The organism is Rossellomorea sp. GQ25, from assembly GCF_059758515.1.
Genome location: NZ_JCAXEQ010000001.1, coordinates 217536 through 229048, shown reverse-complemented (window position 1 = coordinate 229048; position 11513 = coordinate 217536). Strand labels below are relative to the sequence as shown.

Sequence of the window (11513 nt, the reverse complement as noted above, 5' to 3'; positions counted from 1 at the left end):
ACCTTTTGCATTCTTACCAAAGAATACGAAAGAAGGATTCCATTCATGGGGGTACTTTTTAAAATATTTTTTCAAAATGAATTGCAGGTAATAATTTGAAATTTGAATCAAATGGTTCACTAGGTTAAGGTTAAACGACTATTGATTCTACTTAATTAATAATAAATGGGTAGAATAGCTTTCTCCTTAAAGGAGGCATTTCTATGAAACGATTTTCCATGCTTCACGTTCCTCAGAATTATAGGCATAGATGGCGTCCAGCTGTTACCATTCACGTTCTACCTGTTCATAAAGAATACTTCGCGATAGGTAAATCATTAAAAGGGAACCGTCGGGCTGCAAACAACAACGAAAAACTAGCCGCATATTATGCGTATCTAGATACTTTAAAATAAACTCTTATCTCTATAGAATAAATCACTATAAAAGCTGATCAGAACCTTGTCTGATCAAATCTTTTGGAATCAACGTCATAGTGTACAAATAGGGGCTTGAGTTACCCTGTGGAATTTCACAAGGGAGAGATATCCTTTTAGTTGACCGGTAGATGCGTACTTAATAGAAACCTCTCTTACTTCTATACGAGACCCTCCCTCTCGTGTGCTATATTTTCTTCTTAGCAACGCGGCTCACCCTTGGCTATGTTTTCATGTTGTTTATAATCATCTAACATACACTGGTGGCTTTTCACCATAGTGCCAGGTAATTCTTCTAGATTACAAAACTTTAGTTGAATGGATTCAGAGTGTTCTGCTTTCATTTCTCCATCGTAATCATTTGTAAAGTAGGCTGTGGTGACTACATAAAACTCATCTCCATTTTCAGCTTCAATGTATTGATCAGCACCGGAATACACGTTTAACAAGTTCAACTTACCTAATGCCAGATTCGTTTCTTCCTTCACTTCTCTTCTCGCGTTCTCTTCCGTTGATTCTCCCAATTCCATTAATCCCCCAGGCAGTCCCCATGAACCATTAGGAAATCTCCGTTGTTGGAGAAGCACTTCCTTTTTCTCATTCAAAATAATGACGACCGATCCAACTAAAATAAGGGGACGCGTTCCAACAATTTCTCTTAATTCTTCTATGTAACCCATTGATCAATCTCCTCACTGAATCTGCTAATGTAATGAAACACAGACCGAATTAAAACGTTATATACTGACAAGCCTCATAGCCATTTCCATCTAAATCCCAGAAATCAAAAAATGTAACCCCCCCATCCTCTTCTATCTCTCCAACCTTTACGTCCTTCTCCACAAGCTTTAACCGGGTCTCTTCCAGTGCATCAGAAAAGAGAATCGGCTTGACGGATGAGGGACGGACCTCTCCCTCTTGAACCGTTAGAGTAGAGTCTCCTTGACCTATTTGAAACACAACATACTTTCCCGAATCAAATACTTGCTCAAACTCCAACACCTCTTCATACCATTGAGTAGACTTTTTTAAATCATTTACACATATATGTACTGTATCCACTTTAGAAAACAATGAAATACCTCCTTCTTCATCTCTAGTTTTTTAAAAGTGTTAAGTGCCCGACAATCTCTTTTGCTTCAAACTTTTCCATGGGCGGAAGGGCCACTACTGTTAAAGATCCCTCTTTAATTTCAGTTAACCCGCTATCGTGAATACTGAAATATCCTTCCTTCTCTAATTTCTCCAGCTCACCGGCTTTTCCCTTTAGAACAATTTTTTTCATTCCTGATTGTACCCACTCTATAAAGTCAGATTGCCTGTGTTGAAAAGCTGAATCCGTTGCCATCAGCGACAGTGTGCTAAGAGTAGCAGCATGTGCCACTTGCGCCGCCGTTTTCCCTTTTGACATATTCAGTTCCTTATTAACAATAAAATATTGAACGAGATCACGCATGTTCATTCACTAATCATTCCTTTTTACATTTACTACCTGTTATTTTACCATGAGAATGGAATATACCTCAGTATTATTTACTTCCTTCTTAGTTTCACATAATTATTCTTAACTGAAACTATTTTGACCTTCTCTCCTATTTTAAAATCTAAATATTGATCACAATCCAGCTGATAGGTGTGCCCGTTATCAAATTTCATAGAGCATGACGGATCGCTGATGTTTTCATTTATAACCTCACCTGATTTAATTCCTTCTGCACCTTTTTTATCATTCGCCGGAAAATACTTTTCCTCAATCATTACCCAATCTTCATTGCTTATAACCACCAGTTTCATAATATATAGCCCCATCAGAAGAACAAGTAACATACTAAGTATCACAAATTTGGTCCGTAAGCCCATCATGTGTATCCCTTTCCTTCCATATAAAATCAACAAATGATTATATGTGTGAAATCTGAAATACATTCGATTATTTTGAATAGTGGATTATTTTTTCCCCTCTTGCATAAATTCTCAAATGGATTTAGAATAAAACTAACGACCGTTAGTTAGTTAATGAGGAAGGTGAATAAACATGAAAAATGACAACAAACAACTCATCAAAGAGGTCGCATTGGATTTATTCGGCCAAAAAGGGTACGAGGATACCTCATTAACGGAAATTGCAACCGCGGTGGGTATTAAGAAGCCATCCATCTACAACCATTTCCGAAGCAAAGAGGATTTATTTATGGAAGTAATGGAGGATTTAAGTGTGTCTGAAGTAACGTCCTATAAGATCGCAGAGGAAAAAATGAATCCTCAAGAACCGCTAACGAATATAAGAACACTCTTTGACTTATTTTGTCAACGATTAGTGACAACAAAAGAAGCACTACTATGGAAAAGAGTCACATTCTTTCCTCCAGAAGTGTTTAAAGATCTTATTCAAAAACAATTCATTCATTTTGAACAGGTTACAACAGCAATTTTGGTATCAATTTACCAAGAAGGTCTAAAACAAAAACTGTTTAGTGAAATCAAGGAGGACGAATTTATTGCCTCCTTTTTATGTTTAGTTGATGGTGTCTTTTTAGAACATCACTATTACACAGAGGAAGTTTTCCGGCAACGAATTGAATCGGCTTGGAAGGTTTATGAATTAGGTATATCAAGTCGTAAAGGAGAGTAGCATCATGGGTTGGATATATGTTATTATAGGTGGAATTTTGGAGATTGGCTGGGCAACTGGGTTATCCCTTTCAGAGGGGTTTACAAAACCTGTCCCAAGTATTGTCACTGCAGTTCTCATCTTGATAAGTTTTTATTTTTTCTCTAATTCTATGAGATTATTGCCAATCGGAACAGCATATGCTGTCTTCACCGGTATTGGAGCCGCAGGCACTGCTGTTGTAGGAATGGTATTTCTACATGATGGGATTAGCGTGTTAAAAGTTGCTTTTATAACACTACTGATTTTCGGGGTGATCGGCCTCAAAATGAGTGATAAAGAGGAACAAGATACAAGGAGGTCCTATTAATGGCGTGGATATTTCTTATTTTTGCCGGGTTCTCTGAAGTTGTGATGGTAACATTTATGAAGCTTTCTGAAGGATACAAGAAGCTGGCCCCTTCCATCGTTAGCTTCGCAGCAGGAGGAATAAGCTTTTATTTATTATCCCTTTCTCTACTTGATATCCCAGTAAGTACGGGATATGGAATCTGGACCGGGATCGGTTCTGCAGGAGCTGTAATCATCGGGATGATCTTTTTCAGGGAAACAAAGGATCTAAAAAGATTATTCTTTATAAGTTGCATTATAGGGAGTATCATTGGCTTAAAGATTGTTTCATGACTACTATAAAAGTGTTCAGCCCCCTGAGAAATGAGGTTCTCAGGGGGCTGGACTCTTTTTGATTATTATTGAAAAATACATATTAATTAATAATCCCGTGACCTACAATATCCACTTTTATAGATGGGACCAATGGTTTGAGCGATAGGGTTCGGTAATCGTATCGCTGCTACTCATTTCATTTGATGGAATAACGAAAGAGGATATAGCTGTAATCGCAACTACAATGACCATCGTATTTAAAACCAACAGCCGTTCCAATAACAAGTGCCCCCACTACTGTGCTATTATGCATTCCTAAGGCTCGTGTTAACGTTCCTTTCTGTCTAAATGCACACCCCATACATCTTCTAAAATGTTTAAGAACGTTTCGTTTATTTCTCCCCATTGAAAAGAGTCATCGCTATGAAGATCCTCCAGAGTCCCGTCCATTTTCAGTAAATCTTCTCTTATGTACTTTTCCACATACATTAAACAGGGGAAAGGAACCTCCTTTCCATTAACTCTTGATAGCAGCATAAAGGAGATGGTATCTTTCATTTCTTCATTCATCTTAATATGGTCAACCATTTCGTTCATCCCGTTTGGAGGAAACGTTTGATACTCTCTAATCCACTTATAAGCAAGCCACGGTCTGATAAGCGTCATCATTTTCTTCAAATCTTTGAGCTCCTCTTTCAAATATTTTTCCATATTGCGTTTACCCATTTGATAATAATGAATCAAACAGCGGGTTGGAGAAAAAGTCAGGTCTCGCAGTTTTCTGACTTTCTCTATGTCCGGGTGCTCAATATACACGTTTTCATTTGTTAACCACTCCATTAGAGAGGGGTTTGATTTACGAAGAAGTTTGAGTGCTTTACTAAGGTCCCATCCGCTGAATTCAATGGAATCGTGTGTAGACTTTACAATAACGTCCTTGGTCTCTTGAAGATTTAAATATGCGGGAACCTCCCGTATATATATAAACCGGACATCATAATCGCTCTCATCTGTATGATACCCCCATGCCCGACTTCCGGCTTCGACGGCATACAGAATCCTTACTCTCTCTTCTCTTTCGATATTTTTCAACTTATCTAGAATGATTTTTCTCACAAAATAATCTCCTTATCCTATATATATTAGTAGGGTTTTCCTTTCAGTATTTGATATACTTAATCACACAAACAAGTTGATAGATAGAGGTGAATAGCTTGACCAAGAAAAAGATGTACTCATGGAGCCTTCAGATTCTCATTATTCTTACCATTATTTATATTTCAACAAAGATTTCATTTTTATTTGAACCGATTGTCGTATTCGCTTCAACATTATTTTTCCCGATCATCATTTCAGGATTTCTGTATTTTTTATTAAACCCATTAGTCAATCTCCTGGAAAAAGCAAGATTGCCGAGAACCATTGCCATAATCGTGCTATATGCTGCTATTATTGGTGTGATGGTGTTAATCATAGGGAATATCGCGCCTATTCTCTCGAAGCAGATAACAGGGTTGTTCAATGAACTTCCGGAGTATGCAAGACAAACGAGGAATTTTATCGAATATTTATCTGAGACTCAACAATTCAAATGGATGATGAGTCAAGATTATGTGTCACTTAAAGATGTGGAAAATCAGTTAATGGAGTTTGCCAATACTTTACCAGATAATATTACAACTGCTCTTAAAGGATTAGTGAGTGTTCTGACCAGTATTACGATACTGATTGTAACCGTCCCTTTTCTATTATTCTTTATGTTTAAAGACGGCCATAAATTTCCTAAGGCAATTTCAAAATTCCTCCCTCCTGCCTACCGGGAAGAAGGAATCAACACTTTAAAGGATACGAGTGATACACTTGCCGCATACATACAAGGACAATTAACGGTAGCTTCCTTTGTAGGGACTCTGACTTTTATCGGATATTTGATCATTGGACTTCCCTACGCATTGGTTATGGCGTTAATAGGGGCGGTAACGAATATCATTCCATTTATCGGTCCTTTTATTGGCGCTGCACCTGCCATCATCGTGGCCCTGTTTGATTCACCGACGAAAGCCATTCTCGTCATCGTGGTTGTCACGATTGCACAGCAAATAGAAGGGAACCTCCTTTCACCCCTAATTTTAGGAAAGCGCCTGGATACTCATCCAGCGACAATAATCATTTTATTGCTGGTGGCAGGAAACTTAGCAGGTATTCTTGGAATGATCCTAGCCGTCCCTTTTTATGCTGTAACAAAAACCATTGTGTTAAATTTAGTGAAGTTTATAAAATTGAGAAGATCTGCTATTCAAGAATGATAATGGAGAGACAACCGGGCTTGCCCGGTTGTTTCTTTTTGATGTGACAAAAACGTGGTAGTTGTATCGAAAGGAGGTTAAGGATTATATATGTCATTTTCCATTTTGCCTCCACCCCAACAATCATATCTGTTTATACATAATTACATGAGGCCCGATTGGTTCTATTTCAAATACGTCCCCCAACTGAGTTAAACCCAATTTCTCATAATATGGACCAGCCGAAATTCTGGCATTGCACCACCACAATTCACACCCTTTTTCTTTTAAAAGCTTTTCACTGTATTCGATGAGCTCCTTTCCAATGCCATTCCCCCTGTAATCCTTAAGGGTGGCCATTCCCCTTAACCGGTAAGGCAGACATCCATTTAAACCCGGTTGTACCTCCTGATAAAAGGAACCAATACTGATCAGCACCTCTCCTTCAAAAACGCCAATGTGAAAGGAACTGTCGTCGAAATCTCCTTCGTAATGACATTCCTCTAACGATTGCGTCGGTCTTAAGATTTGTTGTCTAATGGCATATGTATCGGTAGCTGTAATAAAACGAATGTGAATCATTTTCACCCTCCATTTTGAAGCCGAATTTTTCATCTCTATTTTATCATAATTTTTGATGTGTATAACAAAAGAAGCAATCCACCATTCATAGGAAATTGCTTCTCTCGTTAACTCATTTCTTTTTAAATAACTTATTAGATGCACCCTTGACTGCCTTGCTTGCCGTGTCTACTGTTTTCCCGACCATTTTGTTCCCTGTATCGCTTACATTTTTCACAAAATCTGCCGATGTATCTGACACTTTCCCTACAAGTCCGCCTTTACCGCTTACACTTTTGATTATTTCGTTAGCTGTATCCGCCGTTTTATTCACTAGTCCGCTGGCTTGCTTTGACGTCTTCTTTACTAAGTCACTTGGAGTATTTCGTTTGTCTTCAGCCATGATGTTCTCCTCCTTAGAAATTCTCATCACTATCCCTATGTCATCGAATTTGAAAGTATGCTGAATCAGGAACTATCTTTTTACCTTTTTTAGATATTCTGTCGATAGAACCGTTTCTTGCATATCACCATCTCTCTTCTCGACCCAATAGGCGGAAGCATGAACTCTTGAACTCACTACTTTATAAAGACTTTCATCAATGAAATGTAAAGCAGCACCATCATCCGCCCCATAGCCTGCTTGAAGTTTCCCTTTACCGATAAATGAATGAAAAAGAGGACGCCGATCTTCTTCGCCGTCATAATGAGGGGAGTGGCTTCCTTTTAAGAATCCCAAACCTTTAATCGTTTCTAATTCTTCACCATACGAATCAGTAATTCCTTCTTCAAACCAACAGATCGAGCCTGCACTCAAACCTGTAAGAATCGTCCCTGATTCCCAAGCTTTCTTGAGGATAGAATCTACCTTCCACTCTCTCCATAGGGCGAGCATACTCTTTGTATTGCCCCCACCCACATAGATGATATCCTTTTCAAGTAGGAATTCCTCTAAATCTTTGGTTGGCAATTTGAATAGTGATAAATGTGAAGGCTCACACGAAAGAGAGGTGAACGTTTTGTAAAAACGCTCAACATACCCTTCTGCATCTCCACTGGCCGTAGGCAAAAAACAAATCTTTGGCTTTGATTCCCCGGCCTGATTTAAAATATATTGATCTAAGAGCAGGTTCTCAGGCTCCATCGAAAATCCGCCCCCACCCATTGCGATAATTTGTTTCATTGAATCAACACTCTCCCTCTATTCAAAATTTTCCAATAAGTATCTTAATCCTATCAAAATCATTGGAGTTGGCGTACATTTTTTTAATTCAAGAAAAAAATCCAATAGAAAAACCCTCTATACGAAATAGAGGGTTTTTCACTTATTTGAATTCATCTCCTGTTAAGTAAGTAAATCACTTACGAGCAACAGACGTTCTATTCTTTTTTATCTTCATTTCTTTTTGGAATGAAAGAATTAATCCATATGTCATGATAAATAAGATGATGCCTAATGGTAAGGCTGTGATGATGGTGGCGGCTTGCAATCCGCTGATACCGCCAGTCCCCATCAAAACCGCCGCAATGGCAGCCAATATAATCCCCCAGCTGAACTTCACGAAGAATGGAGGGTTCAAACTTCCATTAGACGTTTGCATCCCCAGCACAAATGTTGCCGAGTCGGCCGACGTCACAAAGAAAGTGATAATCAAGATTAGGGAAATAATTGAAAGGACACCACTTAGAGGCATTTGATCGTATACATAAAATAGTGCCGTCTCCAAACTTTGACCCGCTATATCTACACCTTGAACAAAGTCGTAATACAATCCTGTTCCTCCGAATACTCCAAACCATAGTGCGCATACGATTGTAGGCACAATGATGACGGCGATGATAAACTCCCTGACAGTCCTCCCTTTTGAAACCCTTGCAATAAAAGTTCCCACAAACGGTGTCCATGAGATCCACCATGCCCAATAAAAAATCGTCCAATCCTTTACCCACTGATTGTTCTCCACATTAAATGGTGAAAAGCGTAACCCCATACTAGGAAGGTTTTGAACATAGCTCCCAAAAGTGGTCAAAAACAATTCCAGGACAAATTGCGTTGGACCTGCGATGAGAAAGACAATGAATAACAAGACCGCCAATACCATATTGGCATTGCTCAAATATTTAATTCCTTTTGATAAACCAGTAGCAGCAGAAGTAATAAATAGAACCGTTGCAACTCCCATGATGATAAGCTGAACTTTAAAGTCAATCGGGGTTCCCATCAGGTAATTTAGTCCACTGTTAATTTGTTGTGCACCAATTCCAAGTGAAATCGCCACACCGAAAATCGTAGCAAACACAGCGACAATATCAACAATATACCCTATCGGACCTTTCACTCTATCTCCAATGACGGGATATAACGTGGCACTCATAAGTCCTGGCAAGTCCTTCCTGAATTTATAATAGGCAAGGGCCAATGCAACGACCGCATAAATGGCCCAGGCATGGAATCCCCAATGAAGATATGTATAGCGTAATCCGATTTTAGCTGATTCAATGGTCCCACCTTCCCCATAGGGTGGAGTGGTATAATGAGAAACAGGTTCGGAGACCCCATAGAAAAGGAGTCCGATTCCCATTCCTGCACTAAAAAGCATGGCAAACCATGTCAATGTGGAATATTCAGGTCTATCAGTATCCTTTCCTAATCGAATCTTGCCATATTTACTAAATGCGAAGAAGATGGCGATGATGAAAAAGAAAGAAGCTGAAAATTGATAAAACCAGCCAAATTTGTCTAGAAGAACCCCTTGAGCATTGGACATGATATCGATCAATACCTGAGGAAAAATAACCCCCCAAGCCACAAAAATGATGCCGATTGTAATCGCAATCCAAAACATTGATGTGAAATTTTTCAAATGACTTCCCCCTTCATTCGTTGATGTAGCTCTAACATGTAGAAATAGGTATGTATAGAAAATAAATGCACGAACTTATTAATACCCCCCTTTACCAAGTGCTAAACTAGTAAGTAACTGGAAAGTGAGGGACGGACCTTTTCAAGGTCCGTCCCTCACTCTAGATTTGCATATGTTAAATTCCCACTTTTAAATTGATTTTTCATGTATCTTTTTTTCATTTCGGGGCAAATTATAGTAGACGGAGGTGATAAACATGACTAATAACAACAACAAACCAAATCAACAAAAAAATGAAGCAGAATTTGCTCAAGAACAAAACGCTGCTGAGAGAGCTAGAAAAGCTGCTAAACAACAAAATCAACAAAACCAACAAAACCAACAAAATCAATAATAACATAGTGACACAATTGAATACTTACTAAGAGACTAGTCAACTGACTAGTCTCTTTCTATGAAGCCAGCCCCTCTAAGTGGAGGAATTTTTTGAACCATAAACTCTTATGAGTTGGATAGATTTCCTTATGATAATGAACATCTCCCTCATACATCTTTAACAAAGAAAAACCTCCCCGGATTGTTCCGGAAAGGTTAGTGTGATTAGCTTATTCTTATTGGCATTAAGTGTGCACATATACAGAAATAAGAATAATTCATTATTCATTATATGAAGGGGAGATTGAACTCCCAACGATTTCCCCTGCCAGGTTAAGCCTGTGTTTTCTTTTTTAACGGTTTGTACGCAACAAAAATTGCAAGTACTGCGGCTGCGACATTGATTAAGGTCCCAATTAAGGGAGACCCTTTAAATCCATTGCTATGATACAAATTTGTTAAAATCAGACCAGCAATAATACTTAGTATGATGTTACTCCCTATGAAAACTCCAATAAAAATAAAAAATTTCTTAGCATTTTCCCACAAATTCAGCACTCCAGTAAATAAAGTATCGTTAACAGTACAGTAACAGAATTATTTAGGAAAAACCAGCATAGAGGCGTACTGAAAAGAGTCGAGTATCCACTGGACGTGGGAAGACACAAAAAAAACAGAGTACGTCAGCAGACGTACTCTGTTTGGAGTTTTACGATTGAATTACTTTTGAACGTTAGCTGCTTGTGGTCCACGAGCACCTTCAACGATTTCAAATGTAACGTCTTGACCTTCTTCTAATGATTTGTATCCTTCACCTTGGATAGCAGAGAAGTGAACAAAAACATCGTCTTGACCTTCTACTTCGATGAAACCGAAACCTTTTTCAGCGTTAAACCATTTAACTTTACCTTGTAACATAAAACAAGTACCTCCTAGTGCAGTTGCACATAAAAATATTTATATTCCTGCTCTGATTAAGATTCAAGACGAATGTTCTTCAATCATGCATATTAACCGAACAAAAATAACTATCCTTACTATAACAGAATCTCGTGCAAAACTCAAGAAAATGAATGGGTCTTTTTGTAAAATGCGAACGAGGATTTAGTCCACGATTGAAATATTGTGTTCTTTAGCATAGAGTTTTTTGATCATTCGTATTTGTCCCCTATGATTGATTTCATCTTCAAATACATGAAACCATTTAAAGAAGTTATTTCCTTTTTCACCATACCACCAGTCCGTTTCTTCATATAGCCAAGCTTCTTCCAATTGTTTGAACCGTTCCACCGTTTGGTTCCTAGTCATCTGCAAGTTATCAAGGTAAAACTCGACTTTATTTCCTTTAATCAATTCGGCTGCCTTACTGCCTAAGCTTAAGGCAGGTTCCAACATCGTTGCATATTCCTCCATTTCATCATCACTCAAATTTTCAAAGGTCAGGACCTGATAAATCTTTTCAACTGCATCAAAATGAGCAAGAAGCATCCCGATTGAATTTGCTTCATCGTGACATCGGTAGTCAAGCATTTCCACCGGTAAGTTCTCCACTTCGTTAATAGAAGTGAACCGTGCATAGTCCATCATTGAAAGGAGTAAAGAAAAGTCTTTCTTCATTCCATTTTTTTCTTTAATTAAATATAATGAGTTGTTTTCCATTGATTCTCCCCCTCTTGTACTTCTCTTACTATATATTGGATAAATAATGGGAATCTCCTTGTTTAATTTGTCGATT

Annotated in this window: 18 protein-coding genes; 6 read left to right on the top strand and 12 right to left on the bottom strand. The window is 38.3% G+C overall.

Annotated features, from left to right (window positions below; all coding sequences use genetic code 11):
• The first annotated feature begins 203 nt into the window (after nt 1-203).
• Nucleotides 204-395 carry a hypothetical protein gene (locus AC6CIB_RS01275; protein ID WP_498277516.1) on the top strand — a complete coding sequence of 64 codons (192 nt, stop codon included), beginning with the start codon at nt 204-206 and terminating at the stop codon, nt 393-395.
• Nucleotides 396-616: 221 nt separating this feature from the next.
• Here AC6CIB_RS01275 and AC6CIB_RS01270 read toward each other — a convergent pair whose 3' ends face one another.
• The 4 genes from AC6CIB_RS01270 to AC6CIB_RS01255 form a co-directional block, all read right to left on the bottom strand.
• The gene (locus AC6CIB_RS01270; protein WP_498277515.1) at nt 617-1096 is read right to left on the bottom strand and encodes an NUDIX hydrolase; all 480 of its coding nucleotides are present in this window, start codon (nt 1094-1096) and stop codon (nt 617-619) included.
• Nucleotides 1097-1145: 49 nt separating this feature from the next.
• On the bottom strand, nt 1146-1490 hold the full coding sequence (locus AC6CIB_RS01265; RefSeq protein ID WP_498277513.1) for a VOC family protein: 345 nt from the start codon (nt 1488-1490) through the stop codon (nt 1146-1148).
• A 22-nt stretch (nt 1491-1512) separates the two neighbouring features.
• On the bottom strand, nt 1513-1878 hold the full coding sequence (locus AC6CIB_RS01260; protein ID WP_498277512.1) for an aminoacyl-tRNA hydrolase: 366 nt from the start codon (nt 1876-1878) through the stop codon (nt 1513-1515).
• A 71-nt stretch (nt 1879-1949) separates the two neighbouring features.
• Nucleotides 1950-2210 carry a hypothetical protein gene (locus AC6CIB_RS01255; protein ID WP_498277511.1) on the bottom strand — a complete coding sequence of 87 codons (261 nt, stop codon included), beginning with the start codon at nt 2208-2210 and terminating at the stop codon, nt 1950-1952.
• 241 nt (nt 2211-2451) lie between these two features.
• On the opposite strand from AC6CIB_RS01255, the gene AC6CIB_RS01250 reads away from it, so the two are divergent.
• The 3 genes from AC6CIB_RS01250 to AC6CIB_RS01240 are packed head-to-tail and all read left to right on the top strand — an operon-like array spanning nt 2452 to nt 3711.
• Nucleotides 2452-3048 (top strand): TetR/AcrR family transcriptional regulator, encoded by a 597-nt coding sequence (locus AC6CIB_RS01250; protein ID WP_498277510.1) that lies wholly within the window; start codon nt 2452-2454, stop codon nt 3046-3048.
• 4 nt (nt 3049-3052) lie between these two features.
• Nucleotides 3053-3397: a DMT family transporter gene (locus tag AC6CIB_RS01245; RefSeq protein ID WP_498277509.1), complete on the top strand. Its 345-nt coding sequence runs from the start codon at nt 3053-3055 to the stop codon at nt 3395-3397.
• Nucleotides 3397-3711 (top strand): DMT family transporter, encoded by a 315-nt coding sequence (locus tag AC6CIB_RS01240; RefSeq protein WP_149156766.1) that lies wholly within the window; start codon nt 3397-3399, stop codon nt 3709-3711. The genes AC6CIB_RS01245 and AC6CIB_RS01240 overlap by 1 nt, the downstream gene beginning before the upstream one ends.
• Before the next feature lie 117 nt (nt 3712-3828).
• Here AC6CIB_RS01240 and AC6CIB_RS01235 read toward each other — a convergent pair whose 3' ends face one another.
• Both AC6CIB_RS01235 and AC6CIB_RS01230 read right to left on the bottom strand, forming a co-directional pair.
• Nucleotides 3829-3972 (bottom strand): spore germination protein, encoded by a 144-nt coding sequence (locus tag AC6CIB_RS01235; protein WP_498277507.1) that lies wholly within the window; start codon nt 3970-3972, stop codon nt 3829-3831.
• A 48-nt stretch (nt 3973-4020) separates the two neighbouring features.
• Nucleotides 4021-4809 (bottom strand): nucleotidyltransferase domain-containing protein, encoded by a 789-nt coding sequence (locus AC6CIB_RS01230; RefSeq protein WP_498277506.1) that lies wholly within the window; start codon nt 4807-4809, stop codon nt 4021-4023.
• A gap of 98 nt (nt 4810-4907) precedes the next feature.
• Between AC6CIB_RS01230 and AC6CIB_RS01225 the strand changes: the two genes are divergently transcribed.
• Nucleotides 4908-5999 carry an AI-2E family transporter gene (locus AC6CIB_RS01225; RefSeq protein WP_498277505.1) on the top strand — a complete coding sequence of 364 codons (1092 nt, stop codon included), beginning with the start codon at nt 4908-4910 and terminating at the stop codon, nt 5997-5999.
• A 123-nt stretch (nt 6000-6122) separates the two neighbouring features.
• Here the strand turns inward: AC6CIB_RS01225 and AC6CIB_RS01220 are convergent, their stop codons facing one another.
• From AC6CIB_RS01220 to AC6CIB_RS01205, 4 genes are all read right to left on the bottom strand, one after another.
• On the bottom strand, nt 6123-6560 hold the full coding sequence (locus AC6CIB_RS01220; protein WP_498277503.1) for a GNAT family N-acetyltransferase: 438 nt from the start codon (nt 6558-6560) through the stop codon (nt 6123-6125).
• A 112-nt stretch (nt 6561-6672) separates the two neighbouring features.
• Nucleotides 6673-6942, bottom strand: a complete 270-nt coding sequence (locus tag AC6CIB_RS01215; RefSeq protein ID WP_498277502.1) for a hypothetical protein — start codon at nt 6940-6942, stop codon at nt 6673-6675.
• Nucleotides 6943-7014: 72 nt separating this feature from the next.
• Nucleotides 7015-7722 (bottom strand): Type 1 glutamine amidotransferase-like domain-containing protein, encoded by a 708-nt coding sequence (locus tag AC6CIB_RS01210; protein WP_498277501.1) that lies wholly within the window; start codon nt 7720-7722, stop codon nt 7015-7017.
• Between the two features lie 175 nt (nt 7723-7897).
• Nucleotides 7898-9403, bottom strand: a complete 1506-nt coding sequence (locus tag AC6CIB_RS01205) for a glycine betaine uptake BCCT transporter (protein ID WP_498277500.1) — start codon at nt 9401-9403, stop codon at nt 7898-7900.
• A 256-nt stretch (nt 9404-9659) separates the two neighbouring features.
• On the opposite strand from AC6CIB_RS01205, the gene AC6CIB_RS01200 reads away from it, so the two are divergent.
• Nucleotides 9660-9797, top strand: a complete 138-nt coding sequence (locus tag AC6CIB_RS01200; RefSeq protein ID WP_498277499.1) for a hypothetical protein — start codon at nt 9660-9662, stop codon at nt 9795-9797.
• A gap of 701 nt (nt 9798-10498) precedes the next feature.
• Here AC6CIB_RS01200 and cspD read toward each other — a convergent pair.
• Nucleotides 10499-10696, bottom strand: coding sequence for a cold-shock protein CspD (cspD, locus tag AC6CIB_RS01195; RefSeq protein ID WP_032088076.1), 198 nt, complete (start codon nt 10694-10696; stop codon nt 10499-10501).
• A gap of 186 nt (nt 10697-10882) precedes the next feature.
• Complete coding sequence (locus AC6CIB_RS01190) at nt 10883-11437, bottom strand: DinB family protein (RefSeq protein WP_498277498.1); 555 nt, start codon at nt 11435-11437, stop codon at nt 10883-10885.
• Nucleotides 11438-11513: the final 76 nt, after the last annotated feature.

Coding starts and splice junctions, on each gene's coding strand:
- AC6CIB_RS01275 (WP_498277516.1), top strand. CDS start 204: ATGAAACGATTTTCCATGCTTCACGTTCCTCAGAATTATAGGCATAGA.
- AC6CIB_RS01270 (WP_498277515.1), bottom strand. CDS start 1,096: ATGGGTTACATAGAAGAATTAAGAGAAATTGTTGGAACGCGTCCCCTT.
- AC6CIB_RS01260 (WP_498277512.1), bottom strand. CDS start 1,878: ATGAACATGCGTGATCTCGTTCAATATTTTATTGTTAATAAGGAACTG.
- AC6CIB_RS01255 (WP_498277511.1), bottom strand. CDS start 2,210: ATGAAACTGGTGGTTATAAGCAATGAAGATTGGGTAATGATTGAGGAA.
- AC6CIB_RS01250 (WP_498277510.1), top strand. CDS start 2,452: ATGAAAAATGACAACAAACAACTCATCAAAGAGGTCGCATTGGATTTA.
- AC6CIB_RS01245 (WP_498277509.1), top strand. CDS start 3,053: ATGGGTTGGATATATGTTATTATAGGTGGAATTTTGGAGATTGGCTGG.
- AC6CIB_RS01240 (WP_149156766.1), top strand. CDS start 3,397: ATGGCGTGGATATTTCTTATTTTTGCCGGGTTCTCTGAAGTTGTGATG.
- AC6CIB_RS01220 (WP_498277503.1), bottom strand. CDS start 6,560: ATGATTCACATTCGTTTTATTACAGCTACCGATACATATGCCATTAGA.
- AC6CIB_RS01215 (WP_498277502.1), bottom strand. CDS start 6,942: ATGGCTGAAGACAAACGAAATACTCCAAGTGACTTAGTAAAGAAGACG.
- AC6CIB_RS01210 (WP_498277501.1), bottom strand. CDS start 7,722: ATGAAACAAATTATCGCAATGGGTGGGGGCGGATTTTCGATGGAGCCT.
- AC6CIB_RS01200 (WP_498277499.1), top strand. CDS start 9,660: ATGACTAATAACAACAACAAACCAAATCAACAAAAAAATGAAGCAGAA.
- cspD (WP_032088076.1), bottom strand. CDS start 10,696: ATGTTACAAGGTAAAGTTAAATGGTTTAACGCTGAAAAAGGTTTCGGT.
- AC6CIB_RS01190 (WP_498277498.1), bottom strand. CDS start 11,437: ATGGAAAACAACTCATTATATTTAATTAAAGAAAAAAATGGAATGAAG.